The 23,876-nt window shown below is 34.2% G+C and carries 17 protein-coding genes and 1 pseudogene; 12 read left to right on the top strand and 6 right to left on the bottom strand.

All coding sequences use genetic code 11. The annotated features are described in order from the left end of the window. Nucleotides 1-233 precede the first annotated feature (233 nt). Nucleotides 234-1,895, top strand: a complete 1,662-nt coding sequence (gene asnB, locus ACQQ6V_RS13850) for an asparagine synthase B (RefSeq protein ID WP_448846090.1) — start codon at nucleotides 234-236, stop codon at nucleotides 1,893-1,895. 196 nt (nucleotides 1,896-2,091) lie between these two features. Continuing rightward, nucleotides 2,092-3,277, top strand: a pseudogene (locus ACQQ6V_RS13845) (MFS transporter). A 40-nt stretch (nucleotides 3,278-3,317) separates the two neighbouring features. Here ACQQ6V_RS13845 and ACQQ6V_RS13840 read toward each other — a convergent pair. Next, nucleotides 3,318-3,914, bottom strand: coding sequence for a TlpA family protein disulfide reductase (locus tag ACQQ6V_RS13840; protein ID WP_448846089.1), 597 nt, complete (start codon nucleotides 3,912-3,914; stop codon nucleotides 3,318-3,320). Between the two features lie 85 nt (nucleotides 3,915-3,999). After that, nucleotides 4,000-4,350: a hypothetical protein gene (locus ACQQ6V_RS13835; RefSeq protein ID WP_448846088.1), complete on the bottom strand. Its 351-nt coding sequence runs from the start codon at nucleotides 4,348-4,350 to the stop codon at nucleotides 4,000-4,002. Nucleotides 4,351-4,609: 259 nt separating this feature from the next. Between ACQQ6V_RS13835 and ACQQ6V_RS13830 the strand changes: the two genes are divergently transcribed. From ACQQ6V_RS13830 to hemL, 8 genes are all read left to right on the top strand, one after another. Next, nucleotides 4,610-6,196: a sodium:solute symporter gene (locus ACQQ6V_RS13830; protein WP_448846087.1), complete on the top strand. Its 1,587-nt coding sequence runs from the start codon at nucleotides 4,610-4,612 to the stop codon at nucleotides 6,194-6,196. Continuing rightward, entirely contained in the window at nucleotides 6,183-6,683 is a 501-nt protein-coding gene (locus tag ACQQ6V_RS13825) for a hypothetical protein (protein ID WP_448846086.1), read from the top strand. Before ACQQ6V_RS13830 ends, ACQQ6V_RS13825 begins: the two co-directional genes overlap by 14 nt. A gap of 82 nt (nucleotides 6,684-6,765) precedes the next feature. Then, entirely contained in the window at nucleotides 6,766-7,617 is an 852-nt protein-coding gene (locus ACQQ6V_RS13820) for a transketolase (RefSeq protein ID WP_448846085.1), read from the top strand. A gap of 16 nt (nucleotides 7,618-7,633) precedes the next feature. Further along, on the top strand, nucleotides 7,634-8,737 hold the full coding sequence (locus ACQQ6V_RS13815; RefSeq protein ID WP_448846084.1) for a hypothetical protein: 1,104 nt from the start codon (nucleotides 7,634-7,636) through the stop codon (nucleotides 8,735-8,737). A 47-nt stretch (nucleotides 8,738-8,784) separates the two neighbouring features. Continuing rightward, nucleotides 8,785-9,738: a transketolase family protein gene (locus ACQQ6V_RS13810; protein ID WP_448846083.1), complete on the top strand. Its 954-nt coding sequence runs from the start codon at nucleotides 8,785-8,787 to the stop codon at nucleotides 9,736-9,738. Nucleotides 9,739-9,784: 46 nt separating this feature from the next. After that, nucleotides 9,785-10,690, top strand: a complete 906-nt coding sequence (locus tag ACQQ6V_RS13805) for a 1-aminocyclopropane-1-carboxylate deaminase/D-cysteine desulfhydrase (RefSeq protein ID WP_448846082.1) — start codon at nucleotides 9,785-9,787, stop codon at nucleotides 10,688-10,690. A gap of 43 nt (nucleotides 10,691-10,733) precedes the next feature. Continuing rightward, nucleotides 10,734-11,798 (top strand): glucosaminidase domain-containing protein, encoded by a 1,065-nt coding sequence (locus tag ACQQ6V_RS13800; RefSeq protein WP_448846081.1) that lies wholly within the window; start codon nucleotides 10,734-10,736, stop codon nucleotides 11,796-11,798. 14 nt (nucleotides 11,799-11,812) lie between these two features. After that, nucleotides 11,813-13,096, top strand: coding sequence for a glutamate-1-semialdehyde 2,1-aminomutase (hemL, locus tag ACQQ6V_RS13795; RefSeq protein WP_448846080.1), 1,284 nt, complete (start codon nucleotides 11,813-11,815; stop codon nucleotides 13,094-13,096). A 55-nt stretch (nucleotides 13,097-13,151) separates the two neighbouring features. Here hemL and ACQQ6V_RS13790 read toward each other — a convergent pair whose 3' ends face one another. The 4 genes from ACQQ6V_RS13790 to ACQQ6V_RS13775 form a co-directional block, all read right to left on the bottom strand. Then, on the bottom strand, nucleotides 13,152-13,508 hold the full coding sequence (locus tag ACQQ6V_RS13790) for a heavy-metal-associated domain-containing protein (protein WP_448846079.1): 357 nt from the start codon (nucleotides 13,506-13,508) through the stop codon (nucleotides 13,152-13,154). A gap of 41 nt (nucleotides 13,509-13,549) precedes the next feature. Then, nucleotides 13,550-15,313: an arginine--tRNA ligase gene (argS, locus tag ACQQ6V_RS13785; protein WP_448846078.1), complete on the bottom strand. Its 1,764-nt coding sequence runs from the start codon at nucleotides 15,311-15,313 to the stop codon at nucleotides 13,550-13,552. Nucleotides 15,314-15,391: 78 nt separating this feature from the next. Next, a complete protein-coding gene (locus tag ACQQ6V_RS13780; RefSeq protein ID WP_448846077.1) occupies nucleotides 15,392-16,957 on the bottom strand; it encodes a SusD/RagB family nutrient-binding outer membrane lipoprotein in 1,566 nt (521 codons plus the stop codon). Nucleotides 16,958-16,962: 5 nt separating this feature from the next. After that, nucleotides 16,963-19,884 carry a SusC/RagA family TonB-linked outer membrane protein gene (locus tag ACQQ6V_RS13775; RefSeq protein ID WP_448846076.1) on the bottom strand — a complete coding sequence of 974 codons (2,922 nt, stop codon included), beginning with the start codon at nucleotides 19,882-19,884 and terminating at the stop codon, nucleotides 16,963-16,965. Nucleotides 19,885-20,017: 133 nt separating this feature from the next. On the opposite strand from ACQQ6V_RS13775, the gene rnhB reads away from it, so the two are divergent. Beyond that, nucleotides 20,018-20,611, top strand: coding sequence for a ribonuclease HII (gene rnhB, locus ACQQ6V_RS13770; protein WP_448846075.1), 594 nt, complete (start codon nucleotides 20,018-20,020; stop codon nucleotides 20,609-20,611). A 52-nt stretch (nucleotides 20,612-20,663) separates the two neighbouring features. Further along, nucleotides 20,664-23,834 (top strand): UvrD-helicase domain-containing protein, encoded by a 3,171-nt coding sequence (locus tag ACQQ6V_RS13765; RefSeq protein ID WP_448846074.1) that lies wholly within the window; start codon nucleotides 20,664-20,666, stop codon nucleotides 23,832-23,834. Nucleotides 23,835-23,876 lie beyond the last annotated feature (42 nt).

The following is a 23,876-nucleotide window of genomic DNA, read 5'->3' as shown; positions in this document are numbered from 1 at the left end:
TTGAATACGCAACATTTTTACCTATTTTTTTTATCAATAACAACAAACAAGATTACTAACCTAAAAAAATCAACTAAACAATTACTTATTGCATATAAATAGTTAATAATTTTCTAAAATAAAAACAATAATAGAATAATATACACAAATCAAACATTTTAATTTTGATTTAAACATTTAACACATAATTTTGATTTAAATATTTAACTTTTTAAACTAAAAAATCACAATTTATGTGCGGAATATTATGCTTGTTTGATGCAAAACAAAAAACAGAAGAGCTTCGTCCTCAGATTCTAGAAATGTCAAAAAAAATAAGACATCGCGGACCAGATTGGTCTGGGATTTTTGCTGACGACAAAGTAATTTTCTCCCACGAAAGGTTAGCTATTGTAGATCCTACTTCTGGTAAACAACCTTTATTTACAAAAGATAAAAAAACGGTTTTGGCTGTTAACGGCGAGATCTATAATCATCAAGAATTAAGAACAGAATTCCCAGACTACGACTTTCTGACTCAATCCGATTGTGAAGTTATCTTAGCTCTATACAAAAGAGACGGTAAAAATTTCCTTGAAAAACTGAATGGCATTTTCGCATTTGCATTGTACGATCAAGAAAATGGTTGCTATCTCATCGGTAGAGATCACATGGGAATTGTACCTTTATATATGGGTTGGGACAAACATGGTAGCTTCTACGTCGCATCAGAACTAAAGGCTTTAGAAGGTGTTTGTAATAAGATTGAAGAATTTCTTCCTGGACATTTTCTTTACAGTAAAGATGGTCAAGAATTACAACAATGGTATAAAAGAGATTGGGAAAACTACGAAAACGTAAAAGACAACCCTACCGATATAGATGCAATCAGAAAAGGACTAGAAGAAGCTGTACATCGTCAATTAATGAGTGATGTTCCTTATGGTGTCTTACTTTCTGGTGGCCTGGACTCTAGCATCATCGCTGCGGTTACTGCAAAATTTGCGCGACAAAGAGTTGAAAGTGGAGACACTCAAGAAGCTTGGTACCCAAGATTGCATAGCTTTGCTGTTGGACTAGAAGGTTCGCCAGATCTAGCAGCTGCACAAAAAGCAGCAGATTATATAGGATCCGTTCATCACGAAATAAAATATACTGTACAAGAAGGATTAGATGCTATTAAAGATGTTATTTACCATTTAGAAACCTACGATGTTACAACCATAAGAGCTTCTACGCCAATGTATCTTCTAGCAAGAGTCATCAAGTCTATGGGAATTAAAATGGTACTTTCTGGCGAAGGTTCTGATGAATTATTTGGAGGTTACTTATACTTCCACAAAGCACCTTCTGCACAAGCTTTTCATGAAGAAACTGTAAGAAAGTTAGGAAAACTACATCTTTACGATTGCCTTAGAGCCAACAAATCTCTTATGGCTTGGGGAATTGAAGGTCGTGTCCCATTTTTGGATAAAGAATTTATGGATATCGCCATGACCATTAACCCAAAAGACAAAATGATTACGCCAGACAGAATGGAAAAATGGGTTCTTAGAAAAGCTTTCGAAGATCTATTACCAGAGAGTATTGCTTGGAGACAGAAAGAACAGTTTAGCGACGGCGTAGGTTACTCTTGGATTGATACGTTAAAACAAGTTGCCGAAGATGAAGTAACAGACGAAATGATGCTAAATGCTAAATACCGTTTCTCTGTAAATACTCCAATGAGCAAGGAAGAATACAGATATCGTGTTATTTTTGAGGAACATTTCCCAAGCGATGGTGCGGCAAGTTGTGTACCTTCTGTACCTTCTGTAGCATGCTCTACACCAATTGCTTTAGAATGGGACGAAGCTTTCAAAACGATGAACGACCCTAGCGGACGAGCCGTTAAAGTCCACGAAACAGCTTATTAATATAAAAAAGGTTTAATTCTCCAGAATTAGACCTTTTTTTTCATGTCTATTTCTTTATTCAGCAATAGCTTTTAACCTAACTTTAATATAATACTATCAGTATTAAAGCTATACCTTTGCATTTCTAAAGATTATTGCTGTGAGATTATTACGTATTTATACCGATTCTTTTAAGAACCTTTCCAAGGAAGCTTGGATGTTATCTATTGTAATGCTCATTAATAGATCTGGCTCTATGGTACTTCCTTTTCTAGGTGTTTACATGACAGATCATCTTAATTTTTCATTACAAAACACCGGAATTGTGTTATCCTTTTATGGCATTGGTTCAGTCTTTGGAAACTGGATTGGTGGTTATTTTACCGATAAATTTGGTGAATATTGGGTACAAGTACTGAGTCTTTTTCTTAGTGCGCCTTTATTTTTATTAATTCCGATTTTTTCCATCCATAGAAGGCATGGCGATTATTATTCTTATCCAAAGTTGTATTACAGAATCCTTCCGACCAGCCAACTCGGTAGCCATTACCAAATATGCGAGACCAGAAAATCTTACAAGAGCTTTCTCATTAAACAGAATGGCAGTGAATCTTGGATTTTCTATTGGCCCTGCGCTTGGCGGTATTCTGTCTGCGATTTCTTACAACTTTTTATTTGCTTTCAATGCAATTGGCGCTTTGATGGCTGGGATTATATATATTCAGTTTTTCAAAAAAAGGAATAAAACATTTAAAGAAAGTCAAAAATTAAAACCTATAGATCTCAGTATAAAACAACCAAAACAATCACCTTATAAAGACTTCCCCTTCTTGCTGTTTAGTTTTTTATGTATGATTTTTGCGGTCTGTTTCTTTCAATTTTTCAATACAATACCGATCTTTTATAAAGAAGTTGCACATCTAGATCAAGCAAGTATTGGTTATATATTAGGTTATAGCGGCTTTATAATTGTTATGTTAGAAATGCTAATGGTAAACTTGGCAGAGAAATATCTTAGCATTGCTCAGACGCTACTTATTGGCGCTATATCCTGCGCTTTCGCCTACAGTTTATTAGCGGTAGATCATCATATTATTATGCTATTATTATCGATGACAATTCTCAGTATTGCAGAAATATTGGCTTTACCATTTATGTCAACTGTGACCGCCATGAGATCAGAAAGAGGTAATAAAGGTGCTTATATGGGACTTAATGGGATTGCATTTTCTATCTCCTTTATTATCACACCATTTTTAGGAACTAACATTGCGAGCAATTATGGATTTGATACGCTTTGGATAGGATCTGCATCAATCTTAACAATTTCGGGAATAGGTCTATACTTTTTGATTAACAGAATGCTACCCAACAAAAAAGGCATTAAAAAATCCGAGCATTAGACTAATACTCGGATTGTAAATATTTTCCTTTAAAAAAAATTTAAGGATGCATTGCGCTGACTTTGTTAAGGAAATCCACAATATCTTGTCCAGAATAATCTGCCATACCTTCTGTGATATGAGCAATATTACCTTGCTTGTCTAAGATAACGGTTGTTGGTAAGCTTCCTCGGAAAAACTCTGCAGGAAAATCTCCAGCAGGATAATAGAGAGGCAAAGTCATTTTTTTGTTTTGCATAAATTTAGTTGCTTTTGCCTTATTACCTTCGGCTTCTAAAATGACAAATGCAAAATCTTTGTTATCTTTAAATTTATCATAAAGCTTTTGTACAGAAGGCATCTCAGCAATACATGGACCACACCATGTTGCCCAAAAGTTAATAAAAACAACTTTTCCTTTCAGGTCTTCTAAGCTTACTTTTTTTCCACTTTGATCTGTGAGGTTCATCTTATAATTAGCCAGTTTGTTAGGATCAGCATTAAGATGATCGCTTGGTACAAGGATGGTTGTCTCATCTAATTTTGGACTGAAAAATCCTAATTTCATTAATCCTTGTTGCATTGTTGCTTTAACATCTGGCACAAAGATGATAGATAACATCAAGCCAATAAAGCTTACATTGAAAGCTAGTTTCATTATTTTTTTTGTTTTAGTAGTCATAATTAATTTAATTCTTAAAAATTAGCACACTTTGAAGAATGCATTGGATTGAGTTAAAATATTAAATTAAAGAATACCGCAATTGTTGATAGAGAATATATAGCGGGACAGATCTGACTTTAAAAAAGAAATTAGACTTAGATTGTGTAACCAATACTTCGCTAGAAAATTTCAAAAAAGAAAGCTTAGAATTTTCTTTTTTAATAGCCACAGATTGAGATTTCTGCGTCGTTGTTAACGAAATATATTGACAGTAAGAACTAGATTTTATATTGTGAGAGCTAAGATTTTCTATATTAAAAATCTGCTTCATAGATTGTTTTATCCCGCAAGGCGTCAACACTAACACTAATATTAGAGCTAGAATACTGATGATTTTAAAAACCTTTAATTGAGGAATCAATCTTTTCATTATCACAAAAATACTAGGATTTCTAATTAGAAACCAATTTTTAACAAAATTTTGTCAATAAAAAAGTTTGCTCTAATTAAGAATACATATCATAATATAAAACAAGATACAGTGATTAACAGAAAGCATAAGATTAACTTTTTGTTATTATTAATTTTTAGTTATATAATAAAGTTAGTCCCAATCGTGATTTTTATGAATGATAAATGGTAATTAATCCCGCTAAAAAGTTATTTTTGTTTTTCTTAAAAATATATTAATGAGTCCAACCACTTTACTGCTATCGTTTGTTTTTATATACTTCATTGGATTATTGGTGATTTCTTATTTCACAAGTCGAAACTCAGACAATCAATCCTTCTTTATTGGTAATAAAAAAAGTAAATGGTGGCTAGTCGCTTTTGGGATGATTGGCACAAGCTTAAGTGGCGTTACTTTTATCTCTGTGCCTGGTACTGTTGGCAAGATGACGGGTGGTGATTATCTTTTTGGTGGCTTTGAATATTATATGATGGTCATTGGATTTTTCATTGGTTATTTTATTGTTGCTGCCATTTTGCTTCCTTTATATTACCGGATGAATCTCACCTCTATCTACACATATCTCGGCAGACGATTTAATGTAGAAGCGCATAAGATTGGATCTTTCTTTTTCATTATTTCTAGAGCTATCGGGGCAACTGCAAGATTATATCTGGTGGTGAATGTTTTACAAATATTTCTTTTAGAACAAATTGGCGTTCCGTTTTGGGTAACTGCAGCAATATTATTATTAATGGTCTTGCTTTACACTTTTGAAGGTGGCGTAAAAACAATTGTGATTACAGACACCCTACAGACTTCTTTTATGATTATAAGTCTAGCAGCTTGTATCATTTATATATTGACGCATCTTAACATTTCCTTTGGTGATGCTTATACTTTATTGAAAGAAAAGGATTACACGCATCTTGTTAATACGGATTTTAGATCCAAAACCTTTTTCCTAAAAACCATTATTGGCGGTATGTTTATCACCATTGCGATGACAGGATTAGACCAAGAAATGATGCAGAAAAACATCTCTGTGGACAATCTCAAAAACTCCAAGAAGAATATGTTAACCTTTGCTGGGACTTTACTTATTGTTAACTTGGCATTCTTATTTTTGGGTGGCTTGCTCTATTTATTTGCACTAGAAAATGGCGCAGAATATCTCACCACAAGCAAAATAATAGATGGCAAAGAAACTCTATCTTACGCCTTCGGGATGAAAGATGCTGCAGGACAATTCCAAAATATCATGGGTGATGATCTCTTTCCAGCCTTATCATTACAGGGTTATTTCCCTATCTTCATTTCGGTAATATTTATTATCGGATTAATTTCGGCTTTATTTCCTTCAGCGGATGGCGCGCTAACAGCGGTGACAAGTTCTTATTGTGTGGATATCCTCAATATGAACGATAACAAAGACAAAACCGAAAAAGAAAAGAAAAGATTAAGAATGAAAGTCCATTTAATTTTCACAATCATTTTCTTTATTTTAATAATGATTTTCAAGGCTATTAATGATAAGTCTATTGTCTATCTTATAATGGAAGTTGCAGGCTATACCTATGGACCATTGTTGGGCTTATTTGCTTTCGGGATTTTTACAAAACATCTCATTACCAAAAAATACAGTATCTTGACGGTAACCATTATTGCACCTATTTTAACATACATCATCAATGCATTAGTTCTCAATTACACATCTTACAAAATCGGTGTAGAGCTCATCGCGCTCAACGGATTGTTAACTTTCATTGGACTATATTTAGTTAAAGACACTTCAGATAAAAAATTGAATTATGAAAAAATTTAGCCTATTATTTTTACTAGCAACAAGCTCTTTTTCTTTTGCTCAAAATTTTGAAATTTCAACCTTAAGAATTGGAGATTTCAAAGTCTTTATGCCAAAAGCTGAAGCCGATAAAATTGCCAACAAAAACTTATTAAGCTTCGAGGATTACGAAAAATCTAATAAAGTAAACTATTACGGAGAATCTGTCGATATCAAGATAATGGATCAATGGGTGGGAGAATATAAGCCAACTCAAAAACAACTTTATGTTATCAAAACAAAAAGCACAAAATTCAAAACAAAAAGTGGTATGGGCGTTGGTAACACAAGAGATCAACTGATTGAAGCGTATAGAAATTATCCTAACTTTTCTGTAAATCAATATAATAAATTAAGCAAAGAAGCTTTTTTCAATCTACAGGATAGTGATGCAGGCACTTATCTGAGTTTTATTTTAGAAAATAATATCGTTGTAGAAGTTTCTGTAGGGATGGAAGAAGGCTGTTAGTATTTTCTAATGAATGTTTTATTGCATTTGAGAAAGCCAAACTAAAATCGTAATTTTGAAAACAAAGTAATTAAAAATAAAAATGAGCAAATCTATTGAAGAGTTAAAACCACTCGCAACACAAATCCGTAGAGATATCCTTAGAATGGTACACGCTGTTAATAGCGGACATCCAGGCGGATCTCTTGGTTGTGTAGAATTTTTCACTGCGCTTTATGGCAAAGTGATGAACTACAAATTACCTTTTACTATGGAAGGTAAAAACGAAGATTTATTTTTCCTTTCTAATGGTCATATTTCTCCTGTATTGTATAGTACATTAGCGAGATTTGGATTTTTCCCAGTTCCAGAATTAGCAACTTTCAGAAAGCTAAACTCTAGACTACAAGGACATCCAACCACACACGATCATTTGCCAGGCATTAGAGTTGCATCTGGATCTCTAGGACAAGGTCTTTCTGTTGCTTTGGGCGCTGCTCAAGCTAAGAAATTAGATGGTGATAGCTCAATTGTATATACACTTCATGGTGATGGAGAATTACAAGAAGGACAAGTTTGGGAAGCATTAATGTATGGTGCTGCAAAAAAAGTGGACAATATCATTGCAACAATAGATTATAACGGTCGTCAGATTGATGGTGATACAGATGATGTATTGTCATTAGGCGATTTGCATGCAAAATTAGAAGCATTCGGTTGGTTAGTTTTAGAAGAGAAAAACGGAAACGACTTAGAAGCTGTTATTGCCATTTTAGAAAAAGCAAAATCCGAAACAGGAAACGGAAAACCTGTCGCAATTATGTTACATACAGAAATGGGACAAGGTGTAGATTATATGATGGGCAGCCACTCTTGGCATGGTAAAGCGCCTAACGATGAGCAGTTAGAAAACGCTTTCCAACAATTACATTTAGAAGCGCCGGAAGACTACTAATTCCTCAACGTTTACAATGAAAAAAGCGAGCTTCTTATTAATTGGTTTATTATTGAGTTTTTGGACATTAGGACAAGAAAAGAAAATCAATTTTACTAAAGAATTAACTTATAAAGTTGAATCTAAAGATAAAACGATTCCTTTTTCTAAAATCAAGTCATTATCTTCTGCAAAAGGAGAAACCCTTACAATGCTTGATCTTAATGGCGTGCCAGTCATGTTTTATCAAGATAATCTTGGGATGAGCCCTGTTGCTTTTGATTTTAATAATCAGCTTAAAGAATCTTGGTTTTCTTCTTATTTTTCTGGAATGGATTTCACGAAAAATCAAGATTCTAAATTTAAAACCGAAAAACTTAAAACATCAGAAACTATTCTTGGATACAAGTGCCAACATTATTTAATTGATTTTAATACTAACCTTCAAGAAGATAGTAACGATAAGGAAGATCGCCGTATAAAAATTTGTCTTGACGAAAAAAACGAGATTAATAATTTCCCAACTTTGGTAAAAATTATCGATCAGTTTGCAGCAACTAAAACCAACGGCAACAACCTTAAAGGTCTTATTCTTAAAGCAGGCAATGTCAAAGAATATGATGATGAAGCATTAGTATTACAAAAGATTACACCAACAGAAGCTTATGTGCATTATGATCATCAATCTGCCTTAATGCGTCAACAGAGAAAGTCGGACTCTCTCATGACGGTTTACCGAAATATAGAAACGGATTATGCAAACGTAGATTCTGCCTCTGGGACTCAGTATGATTGGATTCCTAATTATCAATCCACTTATAAAACAGACCCGAAAGCCTCAGAAGGTTTAGCAATCGATAATCCTAGCAATGCCGAATTGTATTCTAAAATCCCCGCTTATTGTAAAGATCTTAAAAGCAACATCCCTAGTTTTGATCATAAAGAATTAGGCAAACATCTTTATAATTATGCAGGTCAAGTGTGCGATATGTACCTCACACAAACCGAATATAATTCTGTTGACGAAAAAATAACCATGGACGAGATTAGACGAGAAGTTCTTTACCTTCTAGAAATCAAAGAAAAACTTAACCAATCAGATCAAAAGAAGCTTGATCATTATTTAAAAAATTTAGATTAAAATAAAATTGCAGGTCAAAAACCGCATTATAAAAATTTAAAATCATCATGAAATATACATACACCGAAAAAAAAGATACACGTTCTGGTTTTGGCGCAGGCTTAGCAGAATTAGCAGATACCAACCCTAATGTTGTAGCACTTTGTGCAGATCTTATTGGATCTCTTAAAATGGAAAAATTTATAGAGAAAGCTCCAGAAAGATTTTTCCAAGTAGGGATTGCAGAAGCCAATATGATGGGCTTAGCAGCAGGTCTTAGCATTAATGGAAAAATCCCTTTTGCGGGTACTTTTGCTAATTTTGCAACCTCTAGAGTCTATGACCAGATTAGACAATCTATCGCTTACTCAGAAAAAAATGTAAAAATCGCAGCGTCTCACGCAGGTCTTACTTTGGGCGAAGATGGCGCAACACACCAGGTTTTAGAAGACATCGGAATGATGAAAATGCTTCCTGGGATGACCGTTATTAATCCTTGCGATTATAACCAAACTAAAGCTGCAACTCTAGCTGCTGCTGCTCATGAAGGCCCTGTTTATTTAAGATTCGGGCGTCCAGTAGTGCCTGTATTTATCCCAGAAGATATGCCTTTCGAGATTGGTAAAGGTATTTTATTACAAGAAGGTACGGATGTTACCATCGTAGCAACGGGACACTTGGTTTGGGAAAGTTTATTAGCGGCAGATGCTTTAGAAAAAGAAGGCATTTCTTGCGAAGTAATTAATATCCATACCATCAAACCTTTGGATGAAGAAATCATCTTAAAGTCAGTTGAAAAAACAGGTAAAATTGTTACCGCAGAAGAGCACAATATCTTAGGCGGATTGGGAGAATCTGTAGCAAGAGTACTAGCTCAGAATCGTCCAACGCCACAAGCTTTTGTTGCGGTTAATGATACTTTTGGAGAATCGGCAACGCCAACAGAATTGATGAAGAAATATAAAATTGATTCTGATGCAGTAATAGAAGCGGTAAAAACGCTGATCGAGAAAACTAAATAAATATCAAAATCCGCAATTAGATTGCGGATTTTTTTTCTTTCTATCCATGTTAACATTCAATACTGAAATTCCGATTGTTAAAATCCCAATTAATGCGGATGTCGAGCTTTTTATAAAAAGAGAAGATCTCGTGCATCCAAGTATTTCTGGAAACAAATTTTGGAAACTTTATTATAACATCATTCAATATTTAGAATTAAAAAAAAAATCGCCATTAATTATTACATTTGGCGGCGCTTTTTCTAATCATATTGCTGCGGTTTCTGCTCTAGGAAAAGAATTAAATATCCCAACGATAGGAATTATCAGAGGTGAAGAATTGCAAGAATCCACTTCGCAAAACCCAACTCTTTACCAAGCGCAACAAAACGGAATGCAGCTAAGATTCGTGACGCGTGAGGATTATCGCAATCAATCTAAATTGACTCAATTATTACAATTAGAATTTCCCGACGCCCTAATTATTCCCGAAGGCGGAAGTAATAACGACGCTGTTAATGGCATACAATTTATGCTCAGTGAGCAAACTAAAGATTTTGATTATCTTTGTTGTGCGGTTGGCACTGGCGGAACGATTTCTGGTTTGTCAAAATTTGCAGAGCAACATCAAAAAGTCATTGGCATCAAAGTTGTGAAAGATGATTCTTTGGAAAAATTGATAACTAATTGGAGTCAAAAAGATAATTTTAGTTTAAAAGAAGCTTTTCAGGCTAAATATGGTAAAATAACTGAAGATAACATCCGTTTTATTAATCAGTTTTACCAAGATTATAACATTCCGTTGGATCCGATTTACACAGGAAAAATGATGGAAAAACTGTTGGCTTTGATTGATGAAAATTATTTTAAAAAAGGCAGTCGCATTTTAGCATTTCATACTGGCGGTCTACAAGGGATTTCTGGCGCTAATGATTGGCTGAAAAAGAAAAACAAATTATTAATTGAGTTTTAAACAACAATTAAATTCGGTTTTAATAAAAGATAAATAACAATTTATGAGAAAAATATTGGGTATTCTCCTTTTAGGAATTCTTGGTTTTGCAAAAGCTCAAACGTGGAAAACCGATGACCAATACATCCAAAAATTTGCAGCGTATGCCGTAGAAGAAATGGAAAAATACAAAATCCCCGCAAGTATAACATTGGCGCAAGGCTTGTTAGAAACCGGCGGTGGACAAAGTAGATTGGCACAACAAGGCAATAATCATTTTGGGATAAAATGTAAAGAAGAATGGACAGGAAAAACCATGAAACATACCGATGATGCGCCTAATGAATGCTTCCGAGTCTATGACGATCCCAGACAATCTTATGAAGACCACTCTATTTTTTTAGCCACAAGAAAATATTACACCAATCTTTTTAAGTTGGATATGAAAGATTACAAAGCTTGGTCACACGGTCTTAAAAAAGCAGGTTACGCTACCAATCCTCGTTATGCCCACATATTAATTGATAAAATTGAAAAGTACAAACTTTACGAGTTTGACAACACCAATTCTAAAGATGTTCTATATGCAGTTTTAAAATTGTATCCCGCTCTTAATAATGATGCCGTTTTCATGGCACAATTAAGTCAAAATAAAACCAATGTTAAAACGCCACCAGTAACTGTAGAAGTACCTTATCAACAGACTTCTTATACTAATCAACAACAGGCAGCTAATCAGATTATAGACACCAAAACACGAGCGACTTTAATCAAAAATATTTTGGTAAAGAATCATCCTAATTACGGAAAAAAATTCTTTATCGTTCCTGTGGATACTGATGTTGCGACAATTTCTAATAAATTTGGTATTAGTGAAAAATGCATTATGAAATATAATGATCTCACGACTAACAAGCTTAAAAAGAATGCTATTGTCTTTCTAGACAGCAAATCATCAACGGGAAATATCCCGACTTATAAAGCCGAAGTTGGCGAAACCATGTATGATATTTCTCAAAAATTTGCGATTAAACTCAGCAAACTTTATAGAAAAAACAGAATGGATGAAGGACAACAACCAAGCGTTGGACAACTTATTTATCTCCAAAGTAGAAAACCAAGATCTTAATTATTTAAAATAAAATGTTATATCAAAGAAGTTCTGCCCTATTTGACGAGGCACAAAAATATATTCCTGGAGGTGTTAACTCACCTGTAAGAGCTTTCAAATCTGTTGGAGGCGTTCCTTTATTTATGAAATCAGCTAAAGGTGCCTATCTTACCGACGAAGATAATCGTCAATACATCGATTATATCAACTCTTGGGGACCAGCGATCTTGGGACATACACATCCTGAAGTTCTGGAAGCAATAAAAAAACAAGCGGAGAATGGTTTTTCTTTTGGGACACCCACCGAATTAGAAACAGAAATTGCTAAATTTATCGTAGAAAATGTACCTAATATCGACCAAGTTAGAATGGTTTCTTCTGGGACTGAAGCTTGCATGAGCGCGATAAGACTTGCCAGAGGTTACACAAAACGTGATAAGATTATCAAGTTTGAAGGTTGTTATCATGGGCATTCTGATTCATTTTTAATTAAGGCTGGAAGTGGTCTAGCTACTTTTGGTAATCCAAGTTCTCCCGGTATTACAAAAGGGACGGCGCAAGATACCTTAATTGCGACTTACAATGATATTGAGCAAGTAGAAGATCTTTTACGAGTTAACGAAGGTCAAGTCGCGGCGATTATTATCGAACCTGTTGCAGGAAATATGGGTTGTGTATTGCCAGAAAATCAGTTTTTACAAAAGTTGAGAACGCTATGCGATGCGCACGGCACACTCTTGATTTTTGATGAAGTGATGACGGGATTCAGGTTAGCTTTTGGTGGAGCACAAGAAGTTTTTGGTGTTAAAGCCGACCTTGTAACCTACGGAAAAGTTATCGGTGGCGGAATGCCAGTTGGTGCTTTTGCTGGACCAAATGAAATCATGAATTATCTTGCGCCTTATGGCGATGTCTATCAAGCAGGAACATTAAGCGGAAATCCATTAGCCATGCGTGCTGGATTAACGACTTTACAACTCATAAAATCTGATCCTGACTTTTATTCTAAATTGAATAAAACGGCAGAAACTTTGGATTTCGAAATCGGGAAACTTCTTAATGAGAAAAACATCGCGCACCGTATTAACAGAAAAGGAAGCATGATGTCTATTTTCTTCCATACTAACGCGGTTTCTAATTTTACAGAAGCAGCAGAAGCCAATCATTCTCTGTTTAATAATTTTTTCCATTACTTATTAGAGCGCGGGATTTATCTTCCGCCAAGTGGCTATGAAACGTGGTTTATATCACATGCGATCAACCAAAATGAAATTGATAAAACTCTGGAAGTCATCAAGAGTTTCCAATATAATTAATAAAAAAGCGTCTCAGAAATACTCTGAGACGCTTTTTGTTACTAGCTAATTCGTTTTATTTAGTTTTAGTTTTCGGTCTGTCGTATTGACAGCACATTTCTAATTTTCTGTAAGCTTCTCCAGAAGCAGCATAACTTTCATTATCATAACCAGCCTGCGCAATTCTTTTCAGTACCTCAGCTTTAGATGTTTTCTTAGCGTCATAGGTTATGGTTGCTGTTTTCTTGTCTTTATTCCAAACTACAGAAGCTTCGTTTTTAACATTACCTGCGGTTTCGATATTCTCTTTGCACATCCCGCAATTTCCAGAAATTTTAACCGTTTCTGTCTTGGCATTAACAATTTGTGCTTGAGCTAAAATACCAAACAACATCAACAAACTAAAACTTAATATTTTTGATCTTAATTTCATTGTTTTAAATATTTAAAAATAACGTTTAACTTCAATTAAAATTACATTCTGTTAACAACTCCAATACCTAAAAGCGATAAGGCTTTCTTGATGGTTTTAGCGGTTAAATCCGAAACCTGAAGTCTGAATTGTTTTGCTGTTTCGTCCTCTTGATTAAGAATTGGATTGTTTTGATAGAAAGAGTTATAGGTTTTAACCAACTCATAGACGTAATTAGCGACGTGTGCAGGACTTAATTGCTCTGCTGCTTTACTGATCACTTCTTTAAAATTAGACAAGACCATCACCAATTCTTTCTCATTGGCGTTAATGCTGTAATTTTGATCTAAAGCTGTCTGCACATAATGAGCTTTGGTTAACAAAGACTGAATTCTCGCATAAGTATATTGGATAAAAGGTCCTGTATTACCATTAAAGTCAATACTTTCTTCTGGGTTAAAGAGCATTTTCTTCTTCGGATCTACTTTTAACATAAAATATTTAAGCGCTCCAATCCCTACTCTTTCGTAAGATTCTTCTTTTTCTTGGTTGGTTAAATGCTCTAATTTACCTAATTCTTCAGATTTTGATTTTGCCGTTTCGTACATTTCCTGCATTAGATCGTCTGCATCTACAACGGTACCTTCACGAGATTTCATTTTACCATTCGGCAACTCTACCATTCCATAAGATAAATGGAACAATTGATCTGCCCAACTGTAACCCAACTTTTTCATGATTAAAAATAATACCTGGAAATGATAATCTTGCTCGTTACCAACTGTATAAATCAACTTCTGAATGTCGTTATCTTTAAAACGTTCTACCGCCGTGCCTAGATCTTGCGTCATGTACACCGAAGTACCGTCAGAACGCAATAATAGTTTTTGATCCAAACCTTCGTCTGTCAAATCACACCATACTGAACCATCTTCTTTCTGGAACAAAACGCCTTTGGCCAAACCTTCTTGGATAATGTCTTTTCCTAAAATATAGGTATTACTTTCGTACTGAACTTTGTCAAAAGCGACGCCCAATCTTTTATAAGTTTGGTTGAAACCATCATAAACCCAGCTGTTCATCATCGCCCAAAGATCTCTAACCTCAACATCGGCTTTCTCCCAATCCAACAACATTTTTTGAACAGCAATTATAGAAGGCGCTTGCTTTTTAGCCGTTTCTTCGTCAATGCCATCTTCCATCATTTGTTTGATTTCAGACTTATATTTCTTATCGAATTCTACGTAATAGTTCCCGACAAATTTGTCACCTTTAACATGATTAGTTTCTGGTGTTTCTCCATTTCCAAATTGTTGCCAAGCCCACATAGACTTACAAATGTGTACGCCTCTGTCATTGATAATTTGAGTTTTAATAACATCAAATCCGTCTGCTTCTAGAATCTGAGCAACAGAAAAACCTAAAAGATTATTTCTAATATGCCCAAGGTGCAACGGCTTATTGGTATTAGGCGAAGAATATTCTACCATCACTGTTTTATTCTTAGGCTCAACAGTATCAAAGTCAAATTGAACATCAATAAAATTCTCTAAGAACAGAGATTCTTTAATTTTTAGGTTAAGAAAACCTTTTACAGTGGTATAGCTTTCTATAAAATCAACTTCATTAGTCAACTCATTCCCCAACTCTACGCCTAAAGCATCCGGACTTTTCTTAAGCAACTTAACCAACGGAAAAATTACAATGGTAAAATCCCCCTCAAACTCAGTTTTATTCTGCTGAACTTCTAACTTAATATCTTCTATCTGAAAAAGCTTATTGATAATCTCAGAAACTTTTTGTTGTATGCTGTCTTTTATATTCATCTTCTAAAATAATAATGGCAAAGTTACGAAAATAAAAAAACCGCCCGAAGGCGGTTATGATATAATAATTAGGAATTATTAGTTTTTATCCCAAATCAACTTTGTATTCATCTTGTCTCCTCCAATAGATTGAGAAGCTGCTTCATAATTACTCTTATTCAAAGTTTGAACAGTCGTTGGATAATAAAGTCTAGTTGGCAGATCAGTTAGATCAGCAATTAATGATGTAAAAGTATAACTTGTTAACCCTGTAGCGGTAGGTACATTAAGGTTAGCGGTCTGACCAGGTAATAATAATGTATTAGGATAACCTGTTCTTCTATACTCAGCCCAAGCTTCATTAGGTTGCATAAATAATGCAACATACTTCTGAGTCAATACGTTTTGCGCATTAGCTGCAGGAAGCTTATTTACAAAATCATTAATTTTAGATCCGTCTACACCCCATCTTTCCATAGAAGCTTTAACTCCTTTTTCATAATGGTCTTTTGACCAACCGTTTGCTTCACTTAATAAAAACTCTACTTCAGCATACTCCATGAATACTTCTGTGTAGTTTGGTCTTAAAATCGTTCTACCAAAATAACTAGCAGAAGGAGCCTGGCTAGGAGCCATAGTACTCGGTAATCCGTAAGGCATACCTGCAATCTGGCTTGCTGTTTGCGCTTCTCCTATAGTCTGAGCTCTAATAACTGATGCACTTGTACCTGTCGGAGCAGCATATTTAAAAATTCTAGGATCTTCACCGTAATTTCCTTTTTGCCCTTTTAGCAATTCTACAAATGGCTTTGCTACTGCAAAATCAGATCTCTCTAAATAGGTTGAAAAGAATGGTGATGGATTAACTAAGTTACTTTCATATGTCAATCCAACTGTATCTGCATTAGATGTCATAACACCAGAAGCAATTGCATCTGCAATATGAGCTTCAGCTCCAGGTACAACGCCTTTTACTCTGGTTGCAACTCTTAATCTCAAAGAGTTAGCAAATTTCTTAAGTTTTGCCCCAGAACCAAATATTCTATCACCTGATGATAATATTTTACTTTTAGTATCTATCATTTCAGATGCTTCTTTCAGCTCTTTTAGGATATCAGTGTAAACTTTCTGTTGTGTAGCAAATTTTGGCTGTAGATTAACATCAACATTTAATGCTTGAAAATCTGCATCTTTATTACCATAAGACCAATATGGAACATCTCCAAATGCATCTACTAAATTTAAGAATACATACGACAACATAATTCTCGAAGCTGCAATCTGGTTTTCATTTGGACCATAATTAGCCATTTGTATTTTAGTTGCAGGATCGGTATTAAGATCAATAATTTTTTTGTAATCAGTAGCTACATAGTAAGATCTTGTCCAATATTGAGTAGCAGTACTTAATCTATATTGATATCTATCTTCCTCGGTATATTGTCTTTGTGCAGAGTATTGTACCCATGGTAGCATCATTCTTGCAGAAACCCATCCATCTCTAGTATAATCCATATATTCCTTATTGGCATTATTAAATAAACCTATCGGTAAAGGATTTTCTGTAGCATTGTAATTAATATCAATCTCATCAAATTTATCTGAACAGCTATTTACTGCTAAGGATAAACTAACTATAGATAGTATTGAAAATATTTTTTTCATCGTAATTAAAATTTAAAGTTAACATTAAGTCCAAATGTTCTTGTTGAAGGTAAAGACCCTCCTTCTAGTCCTTGGATATTACCAGAACCATAAGCTGTATTCTCAGGATCTACTCCTTTAAAAGCTAAGTTCCAAGCAAAAAGATTTCTCGCAAAAGCAGATATCCTTACCCCTTGTAAATTATTTCCGATAATTGATTTTGGTAAATCATAAGCCAATGTTACGTCTCTTAATTTAATATAGCTTGCATCAAAAACGTTTTGTGCATCTACAGTATTATAATAGCTACCTCCCCAAGTTGGAGCATCTAACAAGATATCATTAACAGAGCCGTCTTCTTTTACACCTGCAAGGATAACACCATCTTCTCTACGACCGCCTAATGCAGACTCTTCTAACATACCTGAGTACATCCCCCACATGTGAGTAGTTGAGAAATATTTTCCTCCTTTCTGTATATCAACCAAGAAAGATAAGCTTACGCTTTTATATTTCATGGTATTTCTAAAGCCCATATTATATTCAGGTAATATAGAGCCTAAAGGTTTAATGGCTGATGCTTTATAAAAACCATTAGACGCAACCACCTTATTGCCATTATTATCATATACGAAATCAGTCCCCAAAATCGCACCATAAGAATAACCAACTTGAGCCGCTAATTGTGCTCTAAATGGAGCACTGGTTAAGATATAATTTTGTAAATCTCCCTGAAGCTCTACGAGTTTATTTCTATTTCTTGTGAAATTCCAGCTTAGATCCCATGAGAAGTCAGAGGTTTTAATCGGCACGATATTAACCATGGCTTCGATACCTTTGTTAGTCATTTCTCCAGCATTAATACGCTTAAAGCCATAACCCGTTGCAGGATCAATTGGAAGAGGTATAATTAAGTCTGTTGATTTAACATCATAATAAGTTACATCAAATCCAAATCTATTTTTAAAGAAACTAGCCTCTAATCCAATTTCTTTGGTTGTCTTGATTTCTGGTTTAATCATACGCTCACCACGGGTTGCTGGCATTGAATACACCGGACTACCGAATGGCTTATCTATTATCGCATAAGTTCCTCTAATATAAGGATCTGATCCTCCTGCAATCTTAGACCAACCAGCTCTTAACTTACCAAAGGATAACCAATCAGCCTTTAGAGCATTAGAAAACACAAAACTTCCCGTTACTGACGGATAGAATTGATCATCATTTAACATAGAAAACCAATCGTTTCTACCAGTAGCTTCAACATATAATAAATCTTTATAGCCTAATGAAACTGAAGCAAACAAACTCTTCACACCAAGGTGATAAGATGCATTAGATGATGTTGGACTCTCTCTACTGTTAGTTAGATTATATAGGTTTGGGATAATTAACCCTCCAACAGAGTTTCCATTAAGTATATCCCACTTACGGTTCAAAATATTGAAACCAGCAAATGTATTTAAACTAAAGTCACCGAACTTGTCATTAAAATGTAATCTTGTCTCGTAGTTAAATTCTGAATTAGTTCTTTTCTGAACATTAAACTGCGACATTGCTGCTGACCCAATCGCTACCCTAGATGTGATAGTCTGTGAGTAAGTATCACCATAAACTTTACCTACTAAATATAATTTTTTAGAAAAGTTATATGTTAAACCAGCATTACCAAAAAATCTATTTCTGTTATCAGCAGATGTATTTTCATAAATAGTCCAATATGGGTTATCTGAGAAGTTAGGAGTACCATCTGCTACAGATGTTCTGTTCCAAGATCTCTGCATGCCATTAGCCAATTTATAATCTTTCAATTTTGAAAAATCTAGCTGTCTTTGTCCCCATTGATAGAATTTCTGAGCAACGGAGTTATCGCCATAACCTTGTTCTGGTCTGTTAAAACCTTCTGTATGTACATAATTAATTACAGCATCAGCTTTTAATTTATCAGACAATTGAGAAGATACATTTAAGCTAAGGTTATCTTTTTTAATATTAGAATTAGGTACTATACCATTAATTTTGGTATTAGTATAAGATAATCTAACATTCGTATTTTCATATGATTTTGAAACAGAGAAGTTATTGGTGTATGTCGTCCCAACTCTAAAGAAATCATCAACACCTTTTTTAGGAGCAACCCAAGGGATTAATTTCATATAATCAGAAGCATATTCTGGATCGAAAGAATTCCAAGCTAGATACATCAAGTTAGGATCGTAACGAGGTCCCCAGCTTTCATCTGTTCCAAATTCTGTTACATTATATTCTTTTCCACCAATAACAGCAGTAGGAAGTTCTGATTCTAATCCACCACCATACATATTTTGTAATTTCGGACGGATATAAATAGTTTCAAAAGAAGCACCTGTATTAAATTGCACCTCTGTTCTACCTTTTTTAGCTGACTTCGTTGTATAGATAATAGCACCGTTACCAGCTCTATATCCGTACAAAGCTGCCGCAGGTCCCCCTTTCAGTACAGTTACACTTTCTATATCATCTGGATTAATATCAAAGGTAGCATCTCCATAATCACGCCCACCAGCACCTCTTTGAGTATCTACACTGTTAACATTAGAGTTATCTAACGGGATACCATCAACAACAATTAAAGGTCTGTTTTCTCCTGTAACAGAGCTAATACCTCTCATTGTTATCCTTGTAGATCCACCCATAGATGATGGAGCAGTAACTTGTACCCCTGCCACATTACCAGATAATGCACTAAGAGCATTGGTCTGGCCAGCATCAGATAATACCTCTCCTTTAATTTCTTGAGAAGCATAACCTAATGATTTTTTTTCTCTCTTAATACCCAAGGCAGTTACAACTACGCCTTCGATATCTGTCGTTTTAGCCGTATCTTTCGGCTTTGTTTGTGCAGATAACATCGCAAAGGACGATGTTAGCGCTACAACTAAAACGCTTGTTGTTAATTTTTTCATATCAAATTAAATTTTTCAATAAAACAAATTTGCGAAACTTTAACAACATAAACAATAAAAAAGTTAAATATTTCTTAACACATTGGTAATAGGTAAATGTTTTTCAGTGAAAATCGACAAATAGAAAATAATTATGGAATTACTTAAGAGATTCTCTAACAACCTGTTAGAAGCTGGTTGCGATGAAGTAGGAAGAGGATGTTTAGCCGGGCCAGTAGTCGCGGCAGCTGTCATTTTAGACGACAATTTTAAGCAAAATTTGGTTAATGACTCTAAAAAATTAACATATAAACGCCGTAATGAGCTTGATATTTATATCAAAAACAACGTGATTGATTATAAAATTGCAGAATTACCACCAGATTTCATCGACAAACACAATATTCTCAACGCAAGTATCCATGCGATGCATAATGCTCTTGATGGACTAACTTTTCGTCCAGAATTAATATTAGTGGATGGTAATAAATTCCATCCATATAACTTCATACCTCATCATTGTATCATAAAGGGAGATAGTAAATATCTATCTATTGCCGCAGCTTCTATTCTTGCAAAAAATTACAGAGATCAGTTAATGATAGAATTAAGCGAAGAATTCCCAGAGTATGGTTGGGAAAAGAATTTTGGATACTGTACAAAAGTGCATCAACGTGCATTAATGAAATACGGCCCAACCATCCATCATCGGAAATCTTTCCGATTAGTTTATGATATTGAAGATTAAAAATAGTGCTATTTTCTAAACTTTAACCTAAATTGCTTTTTCATTTTTTCTTATGCAAAACTCATATTTAGCCATCAATGCTTCGGCGGGTTCTGGTAAAACCTATAGCCTTGTACAACGCCTGTTAATGATCTGTCTACGATATCCTAATCAACCAGATGCGATTAGAAATATCCTAGCATTGACCTTTACCAACAAGGCTGCCAACGAGATGAAAGAAAGAATTCTAGATTGGCTTACTGATTTTGCATCAGATGATTACCGCAACAATAATGATCTTAAAAGTATCCAAGAAGCCTTTAAAAATGAAAAGCTAAATGTAACGATTGATGATCTTCATCTTCGTGCAAAGGATGTTTTAGATTATATTTTGCACCATTATTCAACGTTAAATATTAGCACGATTGATAAATTTAATTCTAGATTGGTGAGAAGCTTTTCTTACGAATTAGGATTAGCACAAAACTTTAATCTAGAAATACAAGCGGAACCTTTCTTGATAGAAGCTGTGGATCAAATGCTGGATGATATTGGTCAAAATGAAGAAGTTTCTGAAGCTTTTTTGGATTACATCAATTATGGACTGGACAATAATGAGCGTGTAAATCTCAGCAATACACTATATCAATCTGCCAAAACTTATGTCAGCGATGTACATTACGGTGCCTTAAAAGCCAATGAAAATTTTGAGTCTAACGCTTATAATTTAAAGAAAAACGAACTTAGAGATCTTATAAAATCTAACAAATCACAATCTTTAAAAATAGCCAACGATACTCTTAATCAGCTTAAAGATCTTGGATTAACTGTTGAAGATTTTGCGGGCGGAAAACAGCGAAGCATCTTCAAGTTCTTTAACGAAGTGGCTTCTTATTATAAAAACGAAAGAGATAAATTTCCTTTCCCTGCCAATGAAGAAAGTGCGTTAACTAATTTTGCTAAAGGAAATTCGGCAGCAGGAAAATCAAAAGATTCTTTAATTTTTTCGGTTTTAGATCAATTGTTAGAAAAAAGAATGCAACTTATCGCACTCTATATCGAAACCAAAAAGAAAGACAAAGTTCTAAAATCCCTTCTACCATTAAAGGTTAACAGTGACATCCAGAAGAAACTTAAAGAAATTGAAGACGAAAACGATTTGGTTTTACTTTCAAAATTCAATGTTTTAATCAATGAAAATTTAAAGTCCGAACCTTCTTCTTTTATTTACGAAAAAGTTGGTACACAATACCAGCATTTTTTCTTTGATGAATTTCAAGATACTTCTACCTTACAATGGGAGAATTTTTTACCATTAAGAGATCACAATATTTCTTCTGAATACACAAGCTTCACCATTGTTGGAGATCCTAAGCAAAGTATTTATCGTTTTCGTGGTGGAGATAGTCAGCTGATGTTGGATATTATCAATCATAAAGAATTAACGCCTCAATATGCCGACGTTCTTAACCTAGAATATAATTGGCGAAGTGCAAAGAATATCGTTGATTTCAACAATGCCTTGTATCAATATATGTCGCAAGGATTGGAGCCAGAACATCAATTAATCTTTGGCGAAAATGCAGCGCAAAAATCACAATCGACATCGCTAGGTCGCGTGAGAGTTAATGTTTTAGAAAATTCTACACGTGATTTATTCTATGAAAATACAGCGACCAAAATGCAACAGGATATACAATCTTGTCTGGATAATGGATTTCAATTTTCGGATATAACAATATTGTGTCGTGGCAACTTTGATATTTTGAGCTATTCTCAGCTTCTAAGTCATATTAAAGTTAATAATAAAGGTGAAGATGTTTATATAAAAACAATCTCAGATAACGGATTAACTCTCGGTTTGTCATACACCATAAAAGCTCTAATTGCATATCTGAGTTGGGATCTTACTCCAAAAAACTTACAACATCTTATAAAATTTTTATACTATCTTAAAACATTAGGCAAGATCACAATTAACGATTTTACGGCAGAAATCCTTCCTATTATTGAATTGAAAGAACCTGCAAAAATTGAAAAATATATCAAGGAGAAATTTGGTTTAATATTAAATCCTGAAGATCGTCCTAATCTTAATCTTTACAATTATATAGAATATTATATTCAGGAGTTTTCTGTGGAAGGCAAAGAAACAGACTTTTTGTTGAGCTTTTTAGAAATGTTATTTAATTTCACTCAAAATGCAGGCGCAACGCAGAAAGATTTCTTAAAATATTGGGAAGAAGAAGCCTCTAAACAAAGTATAAAAGCCAGCGACAACATTGATGCGATACAGATTATGACCATCCACAAAGCCAAAGGTCTGGAGTTCCCAATAGTTATGATCCCGATGCAGAATGAACAGAAAGATTCTAAATTCTCTGATTGGTACGATCTACAAAGCGATGATGAGCTAAAGGCTGTGCACATAAGTGGTTTCGATAAAGATCTGGAAACTTACGACAAGGACACATTTGACTTTAATGAAAAAAATAGATACCGAAATAAAGTGGATCGTTATTGTGTGCAATATGTTGCCACGACGCGTCCTGTAGAACAATTATTTTTATATCTTGAAAACGAAAACAAAACCGCCAATCATCTAGAAATATTAGATTACATCAATACCATACCGCAACAAGTTAATGTTATTGAAGATGATTTTTCTAAAAGTTTTGATCTTTATCCCGTAGATTCTCAGCAATTATTAAAGCAAAAGAAAAAAGAAAAAACACCGCATAATAGTCAAGATATTGAGTCTATAAAAAACGGAAAGCAAGTATCAGATTCAATCAGAATTGCAACGCCAAGCAAGAATTATCAAAATCGTGTTGAGCATGTTAGAATAGGAATTTTCACACACGAAATTTTATCTAAAATCAACACTAAACATGATATACATAAAGTTCTAGAAGCATATCTCTTAGAAGGAATTATAACTTCTGAAGAACAAAATGAGATAGAAACCAAACTGAATATAATTATCAATAACGAAAAATACAAAGATTATTTTGCAGAAAACTCAATCACAATTAGCGAGCGAGAAATTATGATTTCTGAAAATAATGAGTCTAAAATCTTACGCCCCGACCGTATGATTGATACTAAAGATGGCTTTATTATTATTGATTTCAAAACAGGAAAAGAGAAAGAAGACCATCAAGATCAATTAGAAAATTATAAAAAAGCGTTAGAAAAGATTGGCAAAAAAGTTCTAAAAACAGAAGTTATCTACATTAGATAATATCACAAAAAAAAGACTTCATATTTCAGAAGTCTTTTTTTG

This window comes from Chryseobacterium electrogenes (assembly GCF_053553015.1).
This window is presented reverse-complemented; position numbering and strand designations above follow the sequence as displayed.

Coding starts and splice junctions, on each gene's coding strand:
- asnB (WP_448846090.1), top strand. CDS start 234: ATGTGCGGAATATTATGCTTGTTTGATGCAAAACAAAAAACAGAAGAG.
- ACQQ6V_RS13820 (WP_448846085.1), top strand. CDS start 6,766: ATGAGCAAATCTATTGAAGAGTTAAAACCACTCGCAACACAAATCCGT.
- ACQQ6V_RS13775 (WP_448846076.1), bottom strand. CDS start 19,884: ATGAAAAAATTAACAACAAGCGTTTTAGTTGTAGCGCTAACATCGTCC.
- argS (WP_448846078.1), bottom strand. CDS start 15,313: ATGAATATAAAAGACAGCATACAACAAAAAGTTTCTGAGATTATCAAT.
- ACQQ6V_RS13830 (WP_448846087.1), top strand. CDS start 4,610: ATGAGTCCAACCACTTTACTGCTATCGTTTGTTTTTATATACTTCATT.
- ACQQ6V_RS13780 (WP_448846077.1), bottom strand. CDS start 16,957: ATGAAAAAAATATTTTCAATACTATCTATAGTTAGTTTATCCTTAGCA.
- ACQQ6V_RS13805 (WP_448846082.1), top strand. CDS start 9,785: ATGTTAACATTCAATACTGAAATTCCGATTGTTAAAATCCCAATTAAT.
- ACQQ6V_RS13810 (WP_448846083.1), top strand. CDS start 8,785: ATGAAATATACATACACCGAAAAAAAAGATACACGTTCTGGTTTTGGC.
- ACQQ6V_RS13840 (WP_448846089.1), bottom strand. CDS start 3,914: ATGAAACTAGCTTTCAATGTAAGCTTTATTGGCTTGATGTTATCTATC.
- ACQQ6V_RS13790 (WP_448846079.1), bottom strand. CDS start 13,508: ATGAAATTAAGATCAAAAATATTAAGTTTTAGTTTGTTGATGTTGTTT.
- rnhB (WP_448846075.1), top strand. CDS start 20,018: ATGGAATTACTTAAGAGATTCTCTAACAACCTGTTAGAAGCTGGTTGC.
- hemL (WP_448846080.1), top strand. CDS start 11,813: ATGTTATATCAAAGAAGTTCTGCCCTATTTGACGAGGCACAAAAATAT.
- ACQQ6V_RS13835 (WP_448846088.1), bottom strand. CDS start 4,350: ATGAAAAGATTGATTCCTCAATTAAAGGTTTTTAAAATCATCAGTATT.
- ACQQ6V_RS13825 (WP_448846086.1), top strand. CDS start 6,183: ATGAAAAAATTTAGCCTATTATTTTTACTAGCAACAAGCTCTTTTTCT.
- ACQQ6V_RS13800 (WP_448846081.1), top strand. CDS start 10,734: ATGAGAAAAATATTGGGTATTCTCCTTTTAGGAATTCTTGGTTTTGCA.
- ACQQ6V_RS13815 (WP_448846084.1), top strand. CDS start 7,634: ATGAAAAAAGCGAGCTTCTTATTAATTGGTTTATTATTGAGTTTTTGG.
- ACQQ6V_RS13765 (WP_448846074.1), top strand. CDS start 20,664: ATGCAAAACTCATATTTAGCCATCAATGCTTCGGCGGGTTCTGGTAAA.